General features: G+C 41.2%; 15 protein-coding genes and 1 pseudogene. 1 reads left to right on the forward strand and 15 read right to left on the reverse strand.

Annotation, left to right across the window (positions count from 1 at the left end; genetic code table 11):
- Nucleotides 1–12: 12 nt before the first annotated feature.
- The 15 genes and pseudogenes from RM347_RS11800 to RM347_RS11870 all read right to left on the reverse strand — a co-directional run bounded on the left by RM347_RS11800 (nt 13) and on the right by RM347_RS11870 (nt 19,683).
- A complete protein-coding gene (locus tag RM347_RS11800) occupies nt 13–1,278 on the reverse strand; it encodes a class I SAM-dependent methyltransferase (RefSeq protein ID WP_322716452.1) in 1,266 nt (421 codons plus the stop codon).
- Between the two features lie 35 nt (nt 1,279–1,313).
- The gene (locus tag RM347_RS11805; protein WP_322716453.1) at nt 1,314–2,342 is read right to left on the reverse strand and encodes an NAD-dependent epimerase/dehydratase family protein; all 1,029 of its coding nucleotides are present in this window, start codon (nt 2,340–2,342) and stop codon (nt 1,314–1,316) included.
- Nucleotides 2,343–2,346: 4 nt separating this feature from the next.
- Nucleotides 2,347–4,419, reverse strand: coding sequence for a tetratricopeptide repeat protein (locus tag RM347_RS11810; RefSeq protein ID WP_322716454.1), 2,073 nt, complete (start codon nt 4,417–4,419; stop codon nt 2,347–2,349).
- A gap of 225 nt (nt 4,420–4,644) precedes the next feature.
- Nucleotides 4,645–5,892 carry a calcium-binding protein gene (locus RM347_RS11815; protein ID WP_322716455.1) on the reverse strand — a complete coding sequence of 416 codons (1,248 nt, stop codon included), beginning with the start codon at nt 5,890–5,892 and terminating at the stop codon, nt 4,645–4,647.
- A 452-nt stretch (nt 5,893–6,344) separates the two neighbouring features.
- Entirely contained in the window at nt 6,345–6,515 is a 171-nt protein-coding gene (locus RM347_RS11820) for a hypothetical protein (RefSeq protein ID WP_322716456.1), read from the reverse strand.
- Nucleotides 6,516–6,518: 3 nt separating this feature from the next.
- A pseudogene (locus RM347_RS11825) lies at nt 6,519–7,124 on the reverse strand (SPASM domain-containing protein); the annotation flags it as partial.
- A 23-nt stretch (nt 7,125–7,147) separates the two neighbouring features.
- Nucleotides 7,148–7,579 carry a Nif11 family protein gene (locus RM347_RS11830; protein WP_322716457.1) on the reverse strand — a complete coding sequence of 144 codons (432 nt, stop codon included), beginning with the start codon at nt 7,577–7,579 and terminating at the stop codon, nt 7,148–7,150.
- Nucleotides 7,580–7,645: 66 nt separating this feature from the next.
- Entirely contained in the window at nt 7,646–8,092 is a 447-nt protein-coding gene (locus RM347_RS11835; protein WP_322716458.1) for a nitrogen fixation protein, read from the reverse strand.
- A 42-nt stretch (nt 8,093–8,134) separates the two neighbouring features.
- Nucleotides 8,135–8,416 carry a hypothetical protein gene (locus tag RM347_RS11840; protein WP_322716459.1) on the reverse strand — a complete coding sequence of 94 codons (282 nt, stop codon included), beginning with the start codon at nt 8,414–8,416 and terminating at the stop codon, nt 8,135–8,137.
- 110 nt (nt 8,417–8,526) lie between these two features.
- A complete protein-coding gene (locus RM347_RS11845; RefSeq protein WP_322716460.1) occupies nt 8,527–9,636 on the reverse strand; it encodes a calcium-binding protein in 1,110 nt (369 codons plus the stop codon).
- A 185-nt stretch (nt 9,637–9,821) separates the two neighbouring features.
- Nucleotides 9,822–12,806, reverse strand: coding sequence for a tetratricopeptide repeat protein (locus RM347_RS11850; RefSeq protein WP_322716461.1), 2,985 nt, complete (start codon nt 12,804–12,806; stop codon nt 9,822–9,824).
- 523 nt (nt 12,807–13,329) lie between these two features.
- The gene (locus RM347_RS11855; RefSeq protein ID WP_322716462.1) at nt 13,330–13,614 is read right to left on the reverse strand and encodes a hypothetical protein; all 285 of its coding nucleotides are present in this window, start codon (nt 13,612–13,614) and stop codon (nt 13,330–13,332) included.
- Between the two features lie 435 nt (nt 13,615–14,049).
- On the reverse strand, nt 14,050–14,847 hold the full coding sequence (locus tag RM347_RS11860; protein WP_322716463.1) for a peptidylprolyl isomerase: 798 nt from the start codon (nt 14,845–14,847) through the stop codon (nt 14,050–14,052).
- A 99-nt stretch (nt 14,848–14,946) separates the two neighbouring features.
- A complete protein-coding gene (locus RM347_RS11865; protein WP_322716464.1) occupies nt 14,947–16,494 on the reverse strand; it encodes an HlyD family efflux transporter periplasmic adaptor subunit in 1,548 nt (515 codons plus the stop codon).
- 87 nt (nt 16,495–16,581) lie between these two features.
- A complete protein-coding gene (locus tag RM347_RS11870; RefSeq protein ID WP_322716465.1) occupies nt 16,582–19,683 on the reverse strand; it encodes a peptidase domain-containing ABC transporter in 3,102 nt (1,033 codons plus the stop codon).
- 2,479 nt (nt 19,684–22,162) lie between these two features.
- Between RM347_RS11870 and RM347_RS11875 the strand changes: the two genes are divergently transcribed.
- Entirely contained in the window at nt 22,163–23,362 is a 1,200-nt protein-coding gene (locus RM347_RS11875) for an acyl-CoA dehydrogenase family protein (RefSeq protein WP_322716466.1), read from the forward strand.
- Nucleotides 23,363–23,407 lie beyond the last annotated feature (45 nt).

Consider the following 23,407-nt stretch of genomic DNA (forward strand, 5'->3'; position numbering starts at 1 on the left):
AATATTAAATATTTAAGAGTAAAGATTAACTTCAGGAATTGGTACAACAAATTGACCTCCCCAATCCCGAATGTAAGCTATTTGTGCCATAATTTCATTTTTCAGATTCCAGGGCAAAATTAGTACATAGTCAGGCTTTGTTTCGGCAATTTTGTCTGGATGAAAAATCGGAATATGAGTTCCTGGTAAAAATTGACCCTGTTTATAAGGGTTACGGTCTACTGTGTAGTCAAGAAAATCTGTGCGGATACCACAATAGTTTAAGAGAGTATTTCCCTTACCTGGAGCGCCATAACCAACAATCGATTTTCCCTCTCGTTTAACTTTGATCAAGAAATCTAATAACTTGCGTTTGGTTTCTTTAACCTGTTCACCAAAGTAAAAATAGTATTCTAATTGTGTAAAGCCAGCTGCTTTTTCTCTGGATTTCAATTCTGATACTTGGTGGCTAATAGGTTTAGAATAGTCTTCATTGTGGCGGGCATAAATTCTCAAAGAACCACCATGAGTAGTTAATTCTTCTACATCAAAAATTGTCAGTCCATGAGCAGCAAATATCTTTTCTACGGTGAGGAAGGAAAAATAAGAAAAATGCTCATGGTAAATAGTATCAAACTGATTTTCCTCGATTAACCGCATCAAGTGGGGAAATTCCATAGTAATTACACCATGCGGTTTGAGGATAATTTTCATCCCTTTAACAAAATCATTAAGATAGGGTGTATGAGCAAGGACATTATTTCCTAGTAATAAATCTGCCTGTTTGCCCTTAGCAACCTGTTCTTGGGCTGTCTCCTGTCCAAAAAACTTGATAACTGTAGGAATAGCTTTTTTAATTGCTACTTCTGCAACATTTGCCGCTGGCTCTATTCCCAGCGATGGGATGTTTTTGGCAACAAAGTATTGCAGCAAGTAACCATCATTACTAGCAATTTCTATTACCTGACTTTCCTGGTTTAATTGGAAACGCTCTATTACCAAATCAACGTACTTTTTGGCATGTTGCAACCAGCTATCAGAGTAGGAAGAGAAATAAGCGTAGTCGCTAAAAATATTTTCCGGGCTAATGTATTCTTGGAGTTGAACTAAAAAACACTCCTCACAAACATAGACATGTAGAGGATAAAAAGGCTCTACTTCATTGAGTTGTTTAAGACTGCGATAGCTTTCGCAGGGAGGAGACATACCTAAATCTACGAAGGTATGGTGCAACCCTGTTCCACAGAACAGACAGTTACCAGTTGTTGGTTGATTATTTGTTGGTTTTGGTAAATTCATAATTTATATTTTTTTGCAAAAATCGGATTTCTAATTTAAACAGTCCGCCAGAAGAAATCTTGATCGATTTGCTGAGTACGAATGAGGTATTCCAGTTGTTTCAGGCGAGTAAAGCCTCTAGAGTCAAATGTTTCTTTATCCATGTCGATTTGCTGGAAGACATTATAAAGTTGTTGGGCACCACGCTGGGCATCCCATTCACATTTAAATCCTGGTAAATTTTGGTTAATTTTATTAAATAAAACCCGATAGCTGCGGTTGTCAGGATCGTGTTTACCAAAGCTCAATTGACAGCCTGTAAAGACATCTGCAACTATCTGAGCAATTTGTTTGACTTGATAGTTGCTATTTGTATCACCGACATTAAAAATTTGGTTGTGAATTAGATCGCGCGGAGCTTCTAAGGTACAGATAATTGCTTTGCAGATATCCAATAGATGCACTAGGGGTCGCCAAGGTGTACCATCGCTGTTCATCTTGATTTCTTTAATTGTCCATGCCCAACCTGCTAGATTATTCAAGACAATATCAAAGCGCATCCTGGGAGAAGCTCCGTAGGCTGTGGCATTTCTTAGAAAGGTGGGAGAAAAACCATCATCAGCAAGAAGTTTCACATCTTGTTCGACAAGTGCTTTGCATTTGGCATAAGCTGTTTGGGGATTGATGTTAGACTCTTCGCTAACGTAGTCTTGAGTGGCAAAGCCATAGACACTGCATGATGAAGTATAGACAAAGCGTCGGATTCCAGATGCTTTCGCCAACTTAGCCAAATATACTGAGCCTTTGTGGTTGATATCGTAAGTGATATCAGGGGCTAACTGACCTAAGGGGTCGTTGGAGAGTTCTGCCATGTGAACTACTGCTTCTACCCCTTGCAGGTCTTCTTTTGTGATGTGGCGGATGTCTTTGTTGAGGGTTTTGGCAGTTATCTTGGTGCCGTTATATAGCCAACCGACTTTATAAAAGCCAGTATCCAAACCAATAACTTCATGACCTTGTTGGATTAAGAGGGGAGCTAATAACGAGCCGATATAACCTTCAGTTCCAGTTACAAGTACTTTCATAATCCTAAGCTGCGATCGCAGTTGGTGAGGGTTTTAATTCAGTCGGAATATTGTCTACAGGTACAGATAGCAATTTCGCAATGATTTCTTCTCGTAGGGGAGCAGCTTCAGTTTGAGTCAACCAAGCAAATAACTTTACCGCCGCTTCAGGAGAGCGATCGAGTTTGAGGGTTTCTTGGATGATACGAAATGCACCAAAAATATCCCCAGCTTTGAGGGGAATTAAAGCGCTTTCTAGACATCCATCAAAGTATTGGCTACGAGCTTGTGCCGTGATTTCTGAACAAAATTCAGATGGAAGATAGCTCTCGGCTATTTCTATTGCTTGGCGAAAGGCTGTCGGTTGCTTGCTAGAACCCCAATATTCAGTTGATAGTCTTTGAAAATGCAAACGGTAACGAGCCAAAATTCCTGGCTCATACCACCAATCATAAAAAGAGGCAATACGTTTATTCATTTCCCAGTCGGCAATTTCAGGCAACTGTGGGTAATAACCCCCCAGTCGTTCAAATGTTTCCCGACGAATGACTACAGCTGGCAGCATCACTATACAAATCGTTCCTATCTTCCACAACCAATCGTGAGGGATGCCTCTCTGCTCTCCATATCCATATTCTTGCGAAGAAAGTACTTCCCCTTTCCCATTGATATATTCAAAACCTGTAAAACCTGCCCCAATAGAATCTGAACAATCTTCTAGACTTTGCTTAAGTCGGGCATAAAAACCAGGTAGAACACAGTCATCATCATGAAGTATATGAATCCACTTACCACGGCTGAGGGCAATACCTGCATTCATATTATTTACAGGTCCAATATTCTCTGGATTACGGTAACAGCGCACCACCCCTTTACCAATCCTGTTTACCATCTCTAATACGGGTGTCTCACTAGCATTGTCCATGAGCAGAATTTCCATCTCCTCTTCTCCTGGCCATTGTGCTAGTAGGCTAGTAAGACATTCGAGTAGATAATCTGTGCGGTTATATACAGTTACTACTACACTCCAGAAAGGTCGTGCCTTCTCGCTGTCTGGTACAAGTCCAATAGCGGGAAACTGATACGCTCCGACAGTGACATTTCCTTGAGAAATCTGCGGTGTTACTGACACTTCTTGGGCTATCTCAGAAGTTTGCTCAGATTCTATCACCTTGGTATAGTGGGGATTAATCAGCTTTAATCCTTGTCGATAGGCAGAAATCGCCTCTGTTAAATTGTTCTGCTCTTGGTAAATTTTGCCTAAGTTGAGGTAAATTTCTCCGTAGTTGGGATTAATTTTCAAGAGTTTTTTAGAAGATGCGTAGTTTACCGCCGTAGGTATCGCTTCTTCTAACTCGCTTTGTTCTTGCAGCGCCAGCCCCAAGTTATAATGAGCTTCTAGAAAATCTGGCTGTAGTGCGATCGCTTGCTTGTAATAAGTAACAGCAGTTTTCAAATCCCCTGCTTTTTTTCGGGCAACACCCAATTTATTATTCAATTGTGCATAGTGCAATTGTTGTTCGCTGGAGAGCTTACCTTGAGCGTGTAGTGCATTGCCCAAATTCGCCTCGGCTTCGATAAAGTCTGGCTTTAACTTTAGAGCTTTTTGATAGTACTTAATTGCTTCTTCAAATAGTCTTTGTTGTTGCAAAGCATAGCCCAAGTTGTTATAAATTGGCAATGAGTCAGGTACTAGGACTAGAGCTTGACGGTAAGCTTTCTCCGCTTCCAAAAACTGTTCTTGAACTAAACGCAAATTACCTAAACTAAACCAAGTTTTAGCAGAATCAGGTTGAATTTGTAAAGCCGCATTTAGCCACTGTTCAGCAGTTTGGGGTTGCCCCATCTGTTGCGCCAACATCCCTAAACTATATAAAGCTTCGTGATGGCCAGGTTGTTTTTCTAAAACTTGAGTATATAGTAGTTCAGCCTCCACTAAACGATTAGCTCGTTGATGTTGAAATGCTAGTTGGAAGATTTCAACCACTTCTGTTTTATATAGCAATTCAGCTTTATTCCCTTGGACTGACTGATGCTTCTGCACCGCGATTTGAGTGCGAGATTTAACTTTACATTCTGAAACTTTTGTAGGATTCATAGCTATATTAAGTTGATATTAAATTGTGACGGATTAGTATAGCCTTAGAGGATAGATGATAACTCCCAAGAAAATATTTTGCCTGTTTATGGCTCTGAAAAAGCAGGGCTATTTTATTCTATAAGAGAGGGATTTTATCAACGTCTTTTAGGGAATTCAACAGATCTGCTTTTTCAGGTGGAAATCATCCGAGATAAGAGTAGTTTGCCTGAAGAGTAATTAGCCCTAAGTAAAAAATATTGATTGAGAGTTAATCTGACTGGCACTCACACCTGAAACTAGTATTGTTTCTTGATTCAATAAAGAATTTAATGTGAGGACAGCACCATCTTGCGTATCTGTTATGCTACCTAGTTTTCCCCAGTCATCTAATACAATCTTATCAATACCAACCTGGAAATCTTGAATGACATCAAAGTCATTTCTAAATAAGGTATCACCACGTTTGAAAATAAATGTGTCATTACCATTGTCACCAACCAAGACATCATTACCACTACCACCAATCAGGACATCATTGCCGAAACCGCCATAGAGTGTATCATTGCCATCGCCACCATTTAGCAAATCATTACCTTGGCCTGCGTCGAGGATATCATTACCTTTGTTTGCATATAATTTGTCATCCCCCAAGCTGGCATAAATTTTGTCCGCACCCTTGGTTCCCGTCAGATTATCCTTCCAAATCGTGCCATAGATAACATCTTTACCCAAGTTGCCGATTAAAGTATCTCCTGCCAATTCAACGGTACTAGTATTAATTTCGACTATAGTTATGTTGGTATTGCGATTAAAATTCCGTTGATAAGTCCCAACAGCATTACCATTGAGGAAGTCACTACCATTGTTGCCATTAATATCAGAACTTTTATTACGACTGTTAATCGTAATATTGCGACTACGACCAAGGGTCAGTTTGCCGATTTTATCAGAGGAGATTAAGTTAACCTGGATGCCAAAATAATCTATAACTTTAGCCTTATTGGGATTTGTCGTGTCTAACACTAAAAAAGCAGTTTTAGACTGAGCTTTGTTATATTCAACTTTAGGATTTTCAATTTCTTTAGCTGTCAGTGCTAAATCTGCTGAAAACTCAAAAGAGAAGCTTTGATTAGCGCCAACTGTAAAACTAGCGAGTACCTTTGTTTCGCTATCGGAACTACTTGTAAACTGACCATCTAATCCAATTACACTAGTATCAGTGAAGAGTGATGAAAAAGTTGGGTCATCGTTAAAAAAAATCGCTTGAGCCTCAGCAATAGCAACACCCACGCCACCTTGAACTAATGTGTCTGTTTGGCTATCAGTCAAAGTTCCTGAAGGACTTTGATTATAGTTGAAATAAATAGTATTCCCTTGAGCGGTAGCGAAATTAGGTTTAGGATCGGGATTAGGATTGGGATTGAAATTGGGCTTGGGCTTGGGTTTTGGCTTGGAAATAATTAAGTCTGAAAGTATAGCTTTTGATGACATAAATCCTCTCTTGATGTTGGTAATTAATATTTTTCTGCCATCCCTATTAAAGGTTGTTTGAAAAGTGTTTTGCTGTGACTTTAGGCACTTTTAGATCCCCCCTAACCCACGCCAGTCGCTCCACTTGGTGAGGTAGTTCAAGTCTTCTCTGCGAGACGCTCCGCGAAGGCGGTTTCCGTCGAGTTGAAACTACCGAACCCGAAGGGGGAGACCCCAACTCTTGGAGACGCTACGCGAACGCGGAGCGTTCCGAAGGAAAGGCGCTAGCCTCTCACGAATGGGAGAAGACCGCGCTGGCTCCCCTTTTTAAGGGAGGAACCGGAATCAAATTCCCCCAATCGGGGAGCCACTGCGGTCTTGGGGGTTTCCCCCATAAGCAAGTGGCGTGGATTTAGAGGGATCTAGAACTTTTGATCCCGACAAGAGGACTTTTCAAACATCCTCTTAAACTCTCAGCTTTTATCTAAGACTTGTTTTGCTTTTAACAGCACTTTCAAATAGGTTAATTGACTATTCCAAGCTGAACGTGGAAGCAGAGGGATTTTCTTTAATTCTTCAGATGGTGATAACTCAAGGTCAGTTGTTTTCTCTGAAACTGTGGTAATTTGTGAATTTTCTGCCATAATTTATAACCTTGCTAGGGAGTGAGAAACTTCCAGTTCTTGCTGCCAACTTTCTGACCACTGAATGCTGTCAGCAGTAAAGTGTAATGGGTCGTTTGCTGGCAAAAGACTGTCTGTAGGCTCGACAATTAGCTCAAATTCACCATTATCAAAGGGTAAACCTTGTGCCTTCACTTTGAGAACTACACGCTCTCTCATACATTGTTCTGCATAAGTAAGAGCGCGATGATGGCAGTAAGGATTATTACCTCTTTTGTCAAAGAAAACATGGGCAGTCCAACTGCAACCCCCGCGACAAAGTTCAGCGTATTCGCAGGTTTTACAGAAACCCCACAGGTGTTTTGTGCCTCCAGGTGTTCCTGCTCCTAGATTGAAACGTAATTCTTCTGCATTTTCAATAATGTCATGCAGGGCATGGTCTCGAATATTACCACCTGTATAGGCAGTAGTCGGCAGTGAGGGACAACCTTTAATCGCTCCGTCAGCTTCAATTCCCAAGGTGGAGAGTCCTGCACCGCAACCTTGCCAAAATGAGAATTCATGCTCGTTTCCCCGTCCCCGCAACAGGCGTTCATAAGGGCCGTAGTAACCAATATTATTTCCCGTTTGACTTTTAAATTCTTAGGATTAAGCTATTGTAGTTCTTGTGGAATAACTACTCCGTACATTGCTTGTACAGGTGGATCAAGTGGGCCAATTACTATGCCATACATGGGCTGTGGATCAATAGGCCTTGGTTTCGGCCATGGTTTTGGATACTTTTCAGGAGGCCAGTAGATTACACCGTATAGTGGCTGAACAATTCTATCATTGTTCCTGATCAGACCACCAAAAGCTCCGACTAATTCCTCTTCGCTGAGATCCTGAAATTTGCCTAGTTCTTTCAATTCCAATATTTTGATAGCGGCTGTTTCAAATTCTGCTTGAGAAAAGTTATAGCCACCATTTTCTAAAGCTGTTTTCACTTCTTCAACTTTCTCGCTCATCAGTTGGCTGCGAAAAGTTTCGTCTTTGACTATTCTGATGAGGAACTCTTTAACTTTCTCGAAAATTGTTAAGGACATATTTTTTACTGTCTCCTTTGATATCGCTTTTGTGGTGTAAAAGTCAGCCAGTGTTTATAGTAATAATCAAGTCTGCAAATATATAGAAGGATCTGCTGCTTGACGTAACTGCTCAGATGAAGAATAGTTATCTGTGATGATTTGCGGACATCGCATACAAGCTGCCTTGTCTTCTTGCTGCCACCAACGACAATCTCGGCGGATAGAACAAGCTGGTAGTTGCTCCACTACTGCGGGTAATTTCTCAACAATTCCGATTGCTAAACGACAGTCTTTGCCATCAAAATGTTGACAACCCGATTCCGCGCAGGATGCTGCCGTCCGAAAAATTTCGGCAGGTGTAACTGGGCTAGCCTTTGCCAACAGTTCATCTGTGATGGGCAGAGGCTGTTTGAGATAAGCTATACGAGGTGCTGCTACCGTTCCACCAACTACGCCGAAGACAACAGCATCTACAGATTCGGGTCTAGCACTAGGGCAAAGGGTAGTCTGAGCATCGGTTATATCTTTCATGAATGGGCCCTCCACCGAAAGAATATCTTTAATACTTGAAGACTAGCTGGTAAGTTTACGGTCATCCGGTAGTGCAATTAGACCAACTATCAGCGGTGGGCAAATTGGCTTAATCGGCTGAATTGGCTTGAAACCTGCGATAATTTCTGGCTTAATGCTCACTGGAACTTTTGTTGCTTCCGCAGTCAGACCACCTGCAACTCTTGCCGCTTCCTCATCAGACAAAGTTTCTACTAACTCTCTGCGTGTTACTGCATTGACAATGGCATCATCAATAAGGTCATTGATTTCCATCTGGTGATTGTATTTTTTGTTTGCTGACATGTTTCAGTTCCTCTAAGATAAAATTCTCTAAAAATTCTGGTCTCGACTCGATTCAAATTCAATAATCTAACCCTTGAAATCTGGCAAAAGTTATGGCTGTGTGGCAAAAACTAAACAAACTGTATGGTAGGTGCAACTTCTGCTGCTGTTGCTCCAATTACAACCCCTATGATGTCTATATCAAGACCAAACGGAGTGAGATCAGCCGCAATTATGGTATCAGTTACCCCAGTCCCAAAAATATCTGCCTCGAAAAAATTATAATCAATCCCGTCTTCCAACTGGATGACATCGCCAGATGCAGGGTCAAAGTCGCGTTGCAACACGCCGTTATTATCCACGCCAATTAAAGCCGCATCACCAAGGGTAAAACCGGAGCCGAGGTAGTAGAATTGGTCATTACCTCCAAGTACAAACTTGTCTGCCCCAACTCCCCCACTCAAGATATCGGTTTCCCCAAAACCTAAGTCAGAATCTCCAAAAGAATTCTGGCTACCCCGACCCACACCGACGAGGATATCATTACCAGCACGTCCCAGGAGAACATCATCATTGCCGCCCCCTTCGAGAATGTCATTGCCGGTGTTGCCATCTACAGTATCCTGTCCAAGATCGCCGAACAACAAGTCATTGCCGATGTCTCCATCAAGCAAGTCGTTCCCATCGCCTCCTTCAAGGCGATCGTTTCCACCATCGCCGTCAAGGGTGTCATTGCCAATGCCGCCATAGAGTAAATCATTCTGACCAAACCCAAATATCTGATCGTTCCCATCACCCCCAAAAAGCGTATCTACGCCTCCCCCTGTGAAGTTACTACCACTGGCTCCTTGGATGAAGTCATTGCCAGTCCCCCCCTCAATCCGATTATTGCCACTGATGCCCAGAAGGCGATCGTTGCCAGCTCCGCCTTGAATTATGTCGTCACCTTGGCCGCCTTGAATAATATCATCACCATCGCCACCATCAAGACTGTCGTTGTCACTTCCTCCATCCAGGAAGTCATTACCTGCACCTCCCAATAAGATGTCACTACCAAGGCCACCGAAGAGGCGATCGCTGCCATCACCAGCATTTAAGAAATCGTCACCCTGGTCGCCCTGAAGAAAATCATCTCCCCCTAGCCCAAGTAGAGTATCGTTACCGAAACTTCCAAAGATTTGATCGGCTAAAGCAGTTCCTGTAAGTGAGTCATTACCGCTGGTTCCTTGTTTTAAAGCCATAAATACCTCTTTAATTTTAAAGTTTAAGTTTAGATTGATCGCAGTTGGCAATTTGGTGAGACGACCCGTTTAACGACAGATTTTTAGTGAGTCAAATTGTGTAAATTCGTGGTGTTGGGTTTGGTAAATCTGTCCTAAATTTATGTGGGCATTGAAATCCAAAGCTTTTCGATAGCAACCGATGTCTACGACGGGCTATTGAGCGTTGCTTCTACGATCTGTCCTTGTTCTTGCAGTACCACCCCCAAGTTATAATGAGCTTCTAGCAAATCGGGCTGTAGTGCGATCGCAGCTCGATAGTAAACAACAGCAGTTTGCCAATCAGCCGCTTGTTTGCGAACCATGCCCAGCGGGTAATTCAATTCAGCATAATAGGCTTGTTTCTCTGTTGAGAGCTTTCCTTGGGCAAAAAGCACATTCCCTAAACTGACTTCCGCTTCTGTGCAGTTGGGTTGAAATTCCAAAGCTTTTTGATAAGATGCGATCGCTTCTGACCACTTACCTTGTTGTTGCAAGGTGTAGCCCAAATTGTTGTAAATTGTCCCTGCATCGGGTCGCAAAGCAATAGCTTTTTTATAAGCGTCTTCAGCTTCTGGTAACTGTCCTTGGGCTTGACACAAATTGCCTAAACTAAACCAAATTTTCACAGAGTTAGGCTGAACTTGCGAAGCTGCATTCAAATACTTCTGGGCTTCCTGTAATGCACCTTTCTGCTGTGCCAGCATCCCGAAGCCGTATAATGCTTCTGAATAGTCTGGTTGTTTTTCTATCACCTGACGATATAGCTGTTCAGCTTCGTCTAGGCGATTAGCTCGATGATGTTGAACTGCAAGTTGAAAGAGTTCAGCAACTTCTTGGACATTAAATTGCCTTGGTTTATTAACCAGTTGCAAAAGAAAATCTTCCAGTGCTCTGACTGGTTTTAAATCGCCATATAATTTATGTTTATTTTCTGCCACTTGCTGGGAGATATATTGGCGATATTCAGCATTTTTTCCTAGACGAATGGCGATTTGCACGTATTCTGCTTTATTTGAGGCGATCGTCTCTTCTATACCCATCATCTTCAAAATTGCCAGAGAATGCCGTCCCCGCATCAATTCTCCTGGTAAAGTGACAACCGGAATATTATGGGCAATAGATTCTAAAGTAGAGTTACATCCAGACCAACCAATGCTATCCAAGAAGACATCTGCTAAGGCTGTAGTTCCAGCAAACTTTCTGTCATTCATCGGAGATAAAAATAAACAGTGCTTTTGATAATCCAACCCTAATGCTGCAAAAACATGGTTTAAGCGCTGGCGAAATATTTCTGTAATATCTTCACTTTCGTGTTTAATAAATACAAATTTAGAATTTTCTAACTCTTTAGCAATGGAAGGAAAAACATCATCATGATTGGGCAAATATTTATATAATGACTGGCAACACCAAAAGAAAATTTCATCCTCTATTAAACCTATATCTGGCTTCTTAATTTCTTCAGGTTGAACTGCTAAAGGTGTGTAGTGAATAGATAGATTTGGTAATCTAACTAATTTTTCTGTATAATGTTCTTGAGCATTTTCTGGTTCCATTAAGTCACTGCTCAAGTAATAGTCAATTGTCGGTAGTCCACTGGTATCGGGGTGTCCCCAAGATGTCATTTGAATTGGCGCTAATTTGAGACAACCCAGTTTGACTGTGATTGAGTCCATTCCAAATTCGGGGAAAATTAGGATGTGTAATTTATCTTCTGTTATTGCCTCACACCATTGTTCAATTGAGCGAACACCTTGAACAAATTTATCAAAAGCTTTGGCGGCACTTGTTGTTGAAGAATCTTTTGTCACCCCAGTGTGATAACCAAATAATTCAAATTCACTTCGATCGATATTTTCTACCCAACCTTTAATTGGAATTTTCCAATTAGAATGATTATAAAAAAATCTAGAAACAATACCAACCCGAATCTTTTCATTTTTATCTAAATTCGGAAGGACAAGCGGCTGGCAAGCTTGGGGATAGCGATCCGACATAATTTGGCAAATCATTTCCCCATAAGTTCGCTGCAAATTTCGGTCATTTAAGCCTTGATATGTCAAATAGAAAGGCTGTAATGTTCCCACAGCCTCAGCTGCTTTTGCCCGTTCTTCTTGATTAGTTAATTCATAACTTTTAGCTAAGTTTTGCAAATGCTGTTGATACTGATTTCGTCTGAATTCAATTTCATCAACACTAGAATAGATAATTGGCAGTTGGCTGATACAAATACCCAATTTAGCAGGAGCATAGTTTGGCGTAACTTTGACAGCTTGTTCAAATGCCTGTACTGCTGCTTCTATTCTGTTATGATCTTTAAGTATTGTTCCTAAGTTGTAATAAATGTAATCAATATCAGGTCGAATTTTGATAGCTTCCTGATAAGATTCTCTAGCGGCATCAAACTTATTTAATGCCTTCAGACTATTTCCCAAGTTGTTATGGGTGTCTGCCAAATCAGGTTTAATCTTTAAAGCTTTTTTGTAAGCTTCTATTGCTTCCTCAAATTTGCTTGTTTGATGTAAAAAATGCCCTAAGTTATGATAACTATAAGGATAGTCTGGTTTAATTTTTATAGCTTGTTGGTAAGACTTGAGGGCATCATTCAATCGCCCTTGCTTTTGGAATATCTCTCCTAAATTATTATAAGCCTGTACCAAATCTGGCTGCAATGCAATAGCCTGACGATAATATAACTCTGCAATCTTGAAATCGCCTACCTGTTGCCTACCTAAAGCAAACTTCTGATTTAAGTCTGCATAGTGGACTTGTTCTTCTGGTGACAGCTTTCCTTGGATGTGGAGAGCATTACCGAGATTAACTTGCACTTCTATGCAGTCGGGTAGAATTTTCAGTGCTTTTTCATAGCAGGCGATCGCTTCTTCTAGTTTACCCTGTTGTTGCAGAGTCAAGCCCAAGCTGTTGTGTATTGCCGCTGCTTCTGGCTGTAATTGCAAGGCTGATTGAAAAAATTGTTCTGCATTTTGATATTGTCCCTGCTGCTGCGCCAGCATACCTAACCCATATAGTGCCTCTAGCTGCTTAGGATTTACGTCTATAATTTGACGATAAACCTCTTCGGCTTGGATAAAGCGCTTGGCTCGGTAATGTTGAACAGCGAGTTGGAGAGCCTCAGGAATTGTGGTCATGTCGCTTCGCTCCGAATGCAAAATTCACGCATTACAATCCCCATAAATAAATTTAGGAGCTTGTATCCTTTTGTTTTTCGCTCACAATTTATACAATTATTTTTTAATATGTCTTTTATTCCGATATCTGCGAGGAACTCAAGTTTCTGAAACCTCTAACTGAATTCGGTTAAAATCGACTACGATGCTAATTTTAAATTTGTTAAAACGAATTTTACCCTTCTCTACCTTTCGAGGATCTAGGAGAAGCCTACAGCTACCGAAAAGTGTTTCACTTATGACTGTTAGCCCAGAGTTTTAATTCAGAGCGGGCAAACAGCACAAAACTGTAGCTAGGGTTTAGGACTAAATTTTGTAAAAATTTGTTGCGGAAACAGTTATTTGAGTTAAAATTATGTAATTTTTGTAAAAGCCGAAGGCTCAAATGAGCAAAGAGCCTTCAGCGATTTATGAATCTACTAGGCTTTCGAGCCGCTGACTCTACTTGCAGGAGTTAATACTCTTCGTAAGTAGAGTTTAATTATTAGCTACTAGCAGCTACGGCGAATGCGTTAGAGGAAGAAGAATAAGGATCGGCGTTCGCGAAACCGAAGGATTCAGCTAGGGTGTTGTTACCGAATGCAGTAGCGCCCGATTCAGCAGTAGCTACGTTGCCGGTGAGGCTAACGTAAGAGGTTATGTTTTTAGTGATGTTGATCTTTTCGTTAACGTTAACAACGATGTTTACGTTCTTATTAGCAGTAAAAGTAGCACCACCAATAACTTCTTCAGAGGTGTTTTCCAAGTAGTTCAGATCAGAAATAATCATTTGAGTTTCTCCCGAAGGTTGTAACTTTTTTTGGGCGTGTTTTGCGTAACCAACTTGTTTTAGTTGGCTATGTAATTACTATAGTTTATTCCTCAGAAAAGTCAATAGTTTTTTAAAAAGTTTTTGATTAAATAAACTAATATATTTGCACACCAAAAACATCATATATAGCAATAAGTAAAACCTTAAAAAACACATGTCAAATTTAGACAAAAATCAAAGTTATTCCTGCCCAGCATGGTTTATAAGAATTTAAATTACTTTTTATAGCGCCCCAAAATAGCATTTTGCGGATATATTTACAAAATACTAAAAACAAAGAACTATTAAATTTTTAAGCAAAAAAGCAAAACCCTTGTTATCTTTGAAACCTAAAAACATCTACCCTAAATAAAGGGAGATAGCTAGTTACAAAAATATTTGGATTTTAACAATCTATTTGTTTTTGGTGAATGACATATCTAGCAATTCCTCGTGCGATCGCACATTTGCATCTGAGTCTATCTGAGTAACTATTTTCATAGCGTTGATTTGTTGTTTTAACCAATCAGAAAATGATTCTGTAATGATTTTTTGGCGCAACTGTTCATCTAATTGGGGTTGAATCACTTCTTCCACCCAAATTAAATGCACTCCCTTAGGAGTCGTAATCGGTTTGAGAGCTTCTGGTGGTGCAGCAGCAAATACAGCCGCTGCAATCTCCGGACGAAAATCTTTGCGGTATCGAAGTCCTTGATATCCGTAAGCACGGCGGAGTTCTGGTTCTGGGATATATAGACGAGCAATTTCTGGAAAATTGATTTCGCCCTCTTCTAGAGCATAAAAAAGCTCTAAAGCCAAGTCTCGATCCTCGAAGACGACTTCGTAGGTGACGGCGGCGACATAATCTAGTTGGTGTTCATAAAAGTGCTTTTCGAGTTGGGTGGAAAATAGATGATTCGCTAACTTCTGCGAAAGGATATTGTTGTAGGCTAATTCTTCAAACTCATTCACAGACAGGTGGTGTTTTTCTAGCCATGTCCAGGTGTCTTTAGCTTTAACTAGTTTCTTGGCGAACCGTAAGTCATCTCCTTCTTGCTGTAGTTCTTCTGGTGTGACTGTAATTCCTGCCTCTTGAGCTGCTTCGGTAATGATGCTTTGCGATGCGATCGCCTCGACTACATCAGGTATCTGACAGGAGAGTTTGAGGCTGTGAATGATATCTGAACTGGAAATTGTCAGACTGTGGGGCATAACACGATATCTCCAATAACTAAGAGAATTGAGGATTGGAAAAGATTGATGACTGGGAAAGAGTTTTTCTGATCTCTAATTCCAGTGCGATCGCTCTGACTAAATCTCTAAACCGCCTTTTTGCAGTTTCTTGAACGGATCTAGAACAAAGTCAATCACTCGCCGTTGACGAATGATGACTTCAGCATCTGCTGTCTGACCGGCACTTAATGGAATACGTTTGTTGCCATTTTCGACATACTGCTGGTCTAAGGTGATTTCTAACTCATAGCTTTCAGTGTTTCCTTGGGGTGTTTGGCTAACTTTCGAGTCAGGAGAGATCCAAGTAACTTTCCCTTGCACGATGCCATACTCTTGGAAGGGATAAGCATCAAACTTGACTTTAACTGGCATTCCTAGCTTCAAGAAACCACTATCTTGATTAGGCATATTGGCTCTGAGTATGAAGTCTGCGTTATTGGGTGCAATTTGGGCAACCCTTTGACCGGCTTGTACTACTGCTCCTGGCTTAGTGGTGGGTAATTCAAAAATCACGCCATTAATTGGCGATCGCACCACTCGTTGCTGAATTTGAAGTCTTGTAGATATAATCTGGCTCTTAGTCTGAGCCACTTCTGATTGCACTGCTGTTATTTGTGTCTGTAGGTCTTTTAGCTGTTCCTGATTTTTCATTACAGCCAGTTCTCCGGCTTGCATGGCACTTTTATAGCTACTTTGTTCCTCTTGCAGCCGGAGTTTTGCTTGTTTGATATCCGACTCCAACATCTTGATAGTTACTTGATAACGATTTAGCTCTTCCGTTAAACGCAATTGAGCTTGTTTAATATCCGATACAGTCCTGTTATAGAGTCGTTTGCTTTCTTGTTGTTCTTTTTTGAGTTGATCGATTTGGGTTGCAGAAACCGCACCATCCTCAACGAGTTTGCTAAAGCGTCCAATTTGCCTAGAATCTATACCCAAAACGGTTTTAGCCGATTCCCGATCGTCGCGAGTCGTGTAAATCTGCTGCTCTGCTTGCTTAACTAATGCTTGTTTTTCTAACTTTTGCAGGTTATAGCTACTCAGTTTGGCATCCAGGTTTTGCTGCGCCTGGTTAACTTGAGCCATTTTTTCTAATTCTTGGGATTTATTTTGTTGCTCTAAAAGGCTAGTTGACATTAGAAGTTGATTTTTGAGCACTTCTAGTTGGGATTGCCGATTTTGTAACCCTTGCAATTTGCTCTGGACTTGTTGCAGTTCTGTTTGTAGTAGATCAGAGTCCAGTTCTAGTAGAACCTGACCGGCTCTGACTGTATCTCCTTCTTTGACCGTAACTGTTTTGACACTCCCACTAGCTTGAGAATCTAATTTTTGAGTTGCGCCTTTAGGTTCTATACGCCCTCTGGCGCTGCCAGTCTCATCTACTCGTGAGAGAGTTGCCCAAGGCAAGAATAGACCAGCAAAGCCGATGAGTACATACAACAAACTACGAGTCCAAATTCGAGGTAAGGCATTGAGCAATCCTTCAGTACCGTAGTACAAATCTTGACTGTCATTTTCTGCTTCGGTCTGCTCGTTAAACTCTCCAGATTCTTCTTGCTGTGTGTAACTTTGGTACTCATCCGGCTCATCTTGAGGAAATGGGGATGATCTATTGGGATTTGGCATGGTTTTATTTCCGATAAAGGTACATATATAGATGAGAGAGTAGGGGAAGAAAAACTATTAATTATTGCTCAATGCCCCATACCAATCTCAACTGACTTGAGCCAGTTGTTGTTGATTCAGGTAGTAATAATGACCTTTTTTAGCGATTAATTCGTCGTGGGTACCGCTTTCTACCAAAACGCCTTGATCTAAAACCAGGATCAAGTCAGCGTTGCGGACTGTAGAGAGGCGATGGGCAATAATTACACTTGTGCGCCCTTGAAGAATTGTTTTGAGGTTGTTTTGAATAATTCGTTCTGATTCTGAATCTAAGTGACTGGTGGCTTCATCAAACAGTAATAACCGAGGATTTCCGAGTAAAGCACGAGCGATCGCTAGGCGTTGGCGCTGTCCACCAGAGAGCATACCGCCGCCTTCACCAATTTGGGATTCGTAACCCATCGGTAGTTTTTGAATAAAATCATCGGCTCCGGCATATTTTGCTGCTTGGATAATTTCTTCTGAAGAAGCATCTGGATGAGCGATCGCAATGTTTTCCCGAATAGTGCCACCAAACAGAAAAGTATCTTGGTCTACAACGCCGATTTGAGAACGGAGCGATCGCATGGAAACACTAGTGATGTCGCGGCCATCAATGAGTATTTTGCCATCTGTCGGTGGGTATAAACCCAAAATCAACTTACTGAGGGTTGTTTTTCCAGAACCGCTGCGTCCTACTACTGCAACCATCTGTTCTGGCTGAATTTCAAAGTTGAGATTTTCTAAGACGTTAGTCTCACTTTCTAAGTGATAGCGAAAAGTGACATTATCAAAGCGAATGTTACCGTGGAGTTTACCCAACGGCTTCCGAGGTTTAGTTTCTAAGTCTTCTTCTGGTTCCGCCTCCAACACATCATTAATGCGTTCGGTAGAAATCACGATTTCCTGTAATTCATTCCACAGCATAGATAGCCGCTGGAAAGGACTCAAGACGTTACCCACCAGCATATTGAAAGCAACTAATTGTCCAATAGTCAGTTCGCCATTAATTACCTGGGAGGCTCCATACCACAGCAACGAAGTATTTACAAAGGTTTGGATAACGCCACTGATAACTTGCAGGCGATTACCAATTATTTGAGCATTAAAGGCTTTTTTGATTAAATCATTCAGCAGTTCCTCCCAACGCCAGCGCACTGTCTGTTCAATTGCTAATGAGCGGACGGTACGAATTCCGCTGATGGATTCTATGAGATAGCTTTGTTCTTTGGTACCTGCATTAAAAATCTCTCTGGAAATGCGGCGCAAAATATTTGTGCTAGCCAGCGCCAAGATAAAAAATGGCGGTACAGTACATAGTACGAATAATGCCATCCGCCAGCTATAGGAGAACATCAAGGCCAGATAAACCACCAATGTCAGCATATCCAACACGATGGAGAGTGTCTGACCGGTAAGGAAGTGCTGAATTTTCTGGTTTTCTTGGATGCGCGAGACTATATCCCCAACGTAACGCGACTCAAAATAAGAAAGGGGTAAGCGGAAGGTATGTTTGATAAAGCCTACGAGTAGAGCGATGCTAATGCGGTTAGCAGTATGAAATAGGAGATATTGGCGTACAGCGTTGACAGCGACACCAAACAACCCAAAAACAATCATTCCCAAACCAATGGCGTTTAAGGTTGTCACACTACGTTGCACAAGTACTCTGTCGAGCAACAACTGGGTGAATACTGGCGTTACTAGTCCAAATAATTGGATGACTACAGAAGCTATAAAGATTTCTAGCAGTGTCCGATAGTGAGGTTTGATTAACTCAAAAAATTTCCAGAAGCTTCGACTTTCGTCTTTATTATTTTTTAGTAGGGCTGTAGGTTGCAATAACAATGCATAACCACTCCAACCTGCTTGAAATTCAGCTTTTGTCAGGCTGCGTTGACCAATACCAGGGTCACATACAATCACCCGTTTTTTCGTGATTTCATAGACAACAATAAAGTGTTTGCCTTCCCAGTGGACAATTGCAGGTAAAGGTTGTTCTGCTAATTTATCAAGAGTCGCTTTCACCGGACGGGTGGCAAAACCCAGGTTTTCTGCTGTTGCTGCCATTGCCTTCAGGGATGCACCGTTGCGGCTAACGTTGGTCATATCCCGCAGGCGATTGATACTAAAATGCTTGCCCCAATAGTTACCAATCATTACCAAGCAAGCAGAGCCACAATCGGCAGCGCTTTGTTGGGCATAGAAGGGATAGCTCTTGGTGAGGCGTTTCCACCAATGCCCTATTTGCACTTTCGGACTGGGAAAGTAAAAACGTGATTTTTTGGGCTGTTGTTGTGACTGCTTCTCTCTTTGGGGAAAAGGAATAATTTTGGCTTTTGGAGATTGGAAAGTTTTTTCTCTAGTCCCCAGTCCCCAATCCTCAGCGATACACTGAGCTTGTCGTTCGCGGAGTGTCTCCAAGAGTTGTGTCCCCAATCCCCAGTTCCCCAACTCTGGGAAATATTCTAGTGCTGTTTGCATCTGCTCGTTTTTCAGAATGTAAGCAATCGTTGGTTGCGTTGCTTGCCAATCACCTTGTTCTGGTTGAGCAAAGATAGTGCCTGGTGTCAAAGAATGGCCTTGAGAATGCCGCAGTTGACCTCTGTACAATAGCCACAATTGCGAATCTTGAAATATTTGTGGACTTACAGAGCCAGTTTCTAACTGGTGTCGCTCAAACAGAGATAAAACTCTGAGCATTCCTGGAACTTGTGATGTATGGCACGGAAATTGTGAGATTTGGCGACATAACAATAGCAAATCCCAAAGTTCTGCACTGGCACATAGGCGATCGCGAATGGTAGGATACTTGTCTATTAACGTTTGCAATGCTTCTTGCCTGAAATAGCCAAGTTTTAAGCTTGTCGAAGCTCTGACTACATAAGGACTAAAGTTAGCTTCGGGAAACAGAGTCAATTCACCGAAAAAACACCATGCACCAAAGGTAGTGATTAAATTCTCAGAGCTATCTAACAGTCGGACTTTACCTGTAAGAATAATATAGATACCAGGATTCGTCTGTGCAGATTGCCAGAACTGCTTTGCTAGTGGTGGCTCCACAATCTCCATTTCTGCCAAGAAGTTTTGTAATTCTTTTTCTGAAAGCTTTGCACCCAAGGCGTACAACAGCCTTTCGCCCAGATGTTGCTCAGAAAGCACTGGTGGCATTTTCTCATCTCCACAACAGATTTTAGTTATCAGTCTGAATCAGATTCAAAAATTAATTAAAAATTTTCTGGAATCCCGTATTTTCACCGAGGAAATTCTAAGCCTCCTTATAGTAGTCTTGGGAAGAAAGAGCATGATAAAAACCATCTTTTGACATGCTATGTATTTTTGTTTGCTGGACAGCCCTACTCGTTGCACCAGATTATTGATATGACAATCACTAATGTGGAATGCCAAAATATCGAGCTAGAGGTTGATTTAGCCAGATTTAGGCTAAACATCAAACAATTGCATCAACAGAATCGACACGAATATGGCTCGCTCATTTTGATAATCAGCGACGTCCGTAATTGATGATTAAGAGTAATTATTTTCAGATCAAAATTTGGTAGATGCAGCGATGACTAAGCAAATTCTTCCAATTCTCAATCACCAACTCTCAAAATTTTTCCAGCTATTAATTGTCAAGAAGGTGTCCCGACTGAAAATTAGCTTTCAGGCTCTTGAATAAGATATAACTCGGAAGTAGCCTTAAAAGAATGATTTCAGACATCCCTAACTTTTTAACTGCCTTGTCTTGACTAAAATGGTGTGACATAATTGTATACAGTTGCGCTAAGTCGTAAATGATGGGCAAACGTAATCCATTGCAGTTGTGTGATCAAAGCCTGACAGCAAAAAGACCACAACTGCACATCAGATTAACCTTGCAGGGTTAATCTGAGGTTTAGACGATGTGCAATTAACGCCCGGTGTTATTCCCCTAGTGTTTTGCGAATCTAGGGGAGAGCCTCCGGGATAGCCTCAGTTTCAAGCGTGTAACCTCGATCGCTAAAAGGCTAGCTTTGGGTAGGCTACAGGAAGTAGAGGACTATTAAGAACTATAAAGCACATCATAAATTTTTGTTTAAGTGGGATTTTACTAATACAGCAAAATTCCACTTAAACAAATATTGCTTAAGTTTGCTTGAAAGGTTTCCCAGTGAATCCTTTGCCAGCAATGTTTAGTATCTTTAAGGGAACATCTAGCAAGCCATTTAACGTTTGTATTATACCTCCTATATTGTAATCAATGCAAGTCATTAAAAAAGATTTGTGCTCATGGTATTTACATAATTAGCTTACACTGCTCAACTTTAAATTTGAAGATTTTAGGACTTTCTTAATATAATTGTTTTCATAAATCACCTAATAGATAATTTTTAGCAAAAAAAATATATTTTAAAAGCATTTATATATTAAATCTTTAAACAGTTAAGGGACGTAGCATGGTGGAGTCATAACTGTATCTATATGTTTATTTAAGACGTATACTAAGTTGTTTGAATTAGCAGTGAGGTTAAACACGTTAATAGTGTGATCAAGCACACACCCTAGTAAATTCCCCCAACCATACTATTTTCACTATGCAAGGCTATGGTCGCAATACATATTACAGCTTGCTATTAAGTTGAGAAAGATCCGTCAGATAATGAGACTATAGTAAAAAAAATGACAAGAAGTCGCAAGTTCATTTTTTAAAACTCTAGGATTGCGATGTGAGCAAGTAAAATATTAGATGTATAAATTAATTAGTAGTTCTAGAGCCAGCGCACTGACCAAAATGTCACACCATAGATTTGGTTAAATGTGCGAAATCATCTAAAAGCAAACAGAGTTACTTTAATCTCGATCGGTAATGCTGTTGCTGCACATTTATCCCCAAAAACATCTATCTTGAGGTGAATATTATCTCTCTCTTATGTAGGAAATTTGGCGACTCGTTAAGCTGTGGAGCGATCGCTGAATCCTCTGGTTCGCTTGCTATCTGGAAGGTTTTTGTGTCATACTTGCAAAGCTTACTAATTACTATAACCCGATCGACTTTAAGTAGTATTTTTAACGACTACCAGAAATTCTGAGTTCGAGGTCAACAACTGACAAACAAAAGAAAGGAGGATTTAAGTTACAAGTAGTTGCGATCGCTCAACTGCGATGAAAGAATCTTAAGTTTGCAGGAACATCAATTTTTCGCGGGAGCAGATTAAGTAATAACCAAAGTAGCGGCTTATCAAACTCTGGGTGCATTATACACAGAAGTTAACATAATTATTTTGACTCCCTTGAATGCGTTGCACATATACACTAGGGAATCTAAAGAGATTCTGATTGTGAACTTTACCAATGATTTATATAACTCTCGATTGACTGTGTAATCAATAAGTTAAATTACAGCTTCTCCACAGGATAAGCAAGGATTTATACAAAACATCCTACTTTTCCCACTTTTCCCACCAACTTAATTTTTGTTTACTGGCGGTATCTAATTTCTTTCATCCTGAATTTGACCCCATTTGTCCCGCCAATTCCTCGTAAAGCCCCAAATTTAGAATTGCTGAGATTTTATTCTTTGCGTGACTATGCATGATATCTCAATGCGAAGCGCTAAGGTGACTAGCAATTTGGGTTAATAGTAAAGTCAGTTTTGAAGGAGTATTTTATGTCACAGTTGGAGCAAGCAGTGCCAGACACCTTTGTAGCCAAAGGCTTAGAAACTCTTCCCAATATTTTCGACCAAGTTGAGGCTCTGGCCAAAGACTTTGCCACCCGTGCAGGGGCACACGACAAAGATGGTTCCTTTCCATTCGAGAATTTTACAGCTTTACATGAGGCAGGATTACTCAGCCTCACCATTCCACGTGAATTCGGTGGTCAGGGTTTGGGGCTGCCAACTATCTGCCGAGTTATTGAAGGGATAGCGCGTGGCGACGCTTCGACCGCGCTAGTGCTGACAATGCACTATCTCCAACATGCTCATGCGGCTCGTGGCCGTCGCTGGCATCCAGAAGTATATAAGCGACTGTGTCGTGAATCAATCGAAGGCATTGCCCTACTCAATGCTGCCCGTGTTGAACCAGAGTTAGGAACGCCAGCTAGAGGCGGATTGCCTGCTACAATTGCTGAACGAACAATAGAGGGTTGGCGTTTAACAGGACATAAGCAGTACACCACAGGCAGTCCCATCCTCAGCTACTTTGTTGTTTGGGCACGGACAACTGAGGATGAACCACAAGTTGGAAGTTTTCTGGTTCCGCGCAATCTGCCCGGTTTGCGAATTGTCGAAACCTGGGATCACCTGGGGATGAGAGCTACGGGCAGCCACGACCTCATTTTAGAGAATGTATTAATTCCCTCAGAGTATGCTCTAAATATCAGCCCCATATCTGCTGCACCATCTTTTGATCCGCTGATTTCCACTTGGGGCAGTTTGACAGTAAGTGCTTTATATCTGGGTGTTGCTACTAGTGCGCGAGACTGGCTTGTTAAATATCTTTGGGAGCGATCGCCTTCTAATCTCAAAGAGCCACTGGCAACTCTGCCACGCTTCCAAACTGCTGTGGGTGAGATAGAAGCACTGCTGTTTGCTAACAATAGATTGATTTATAGCTTGGCTGAAGATATTGATAAGGGCGAGTATGAGCCTGACATAGGATTACAGGCACAAGCTGTTAAATACCTCACCACAAATAACTCGATTCGTGCTGTAGAGATTGCCTTAGAACTGACAGGTAATCCTGGTCTGTTAAAAAGGAATCCTCTAGAACGACACTACCGTGACGTTCTGTGCAGCCGTATCCATACACCGCAAAACGATGTTATTTGCCAGTCTTTAGGGAAGTCGGTGCTGAAAGTCAAGTGATTATGGACTGGGGACTCGTAAGAGCAGGGAGCAAGGGAGAAGAGT

Source organism: Nostoc sp. ChiQUE02 (assembly GCF_034531305.2).
Taxonomy (GTDB): Bacteria; Cyanobacteriota; Cyanobacteriia; order Cyanobacteriales; family Nostocaceae; genus Nostoc.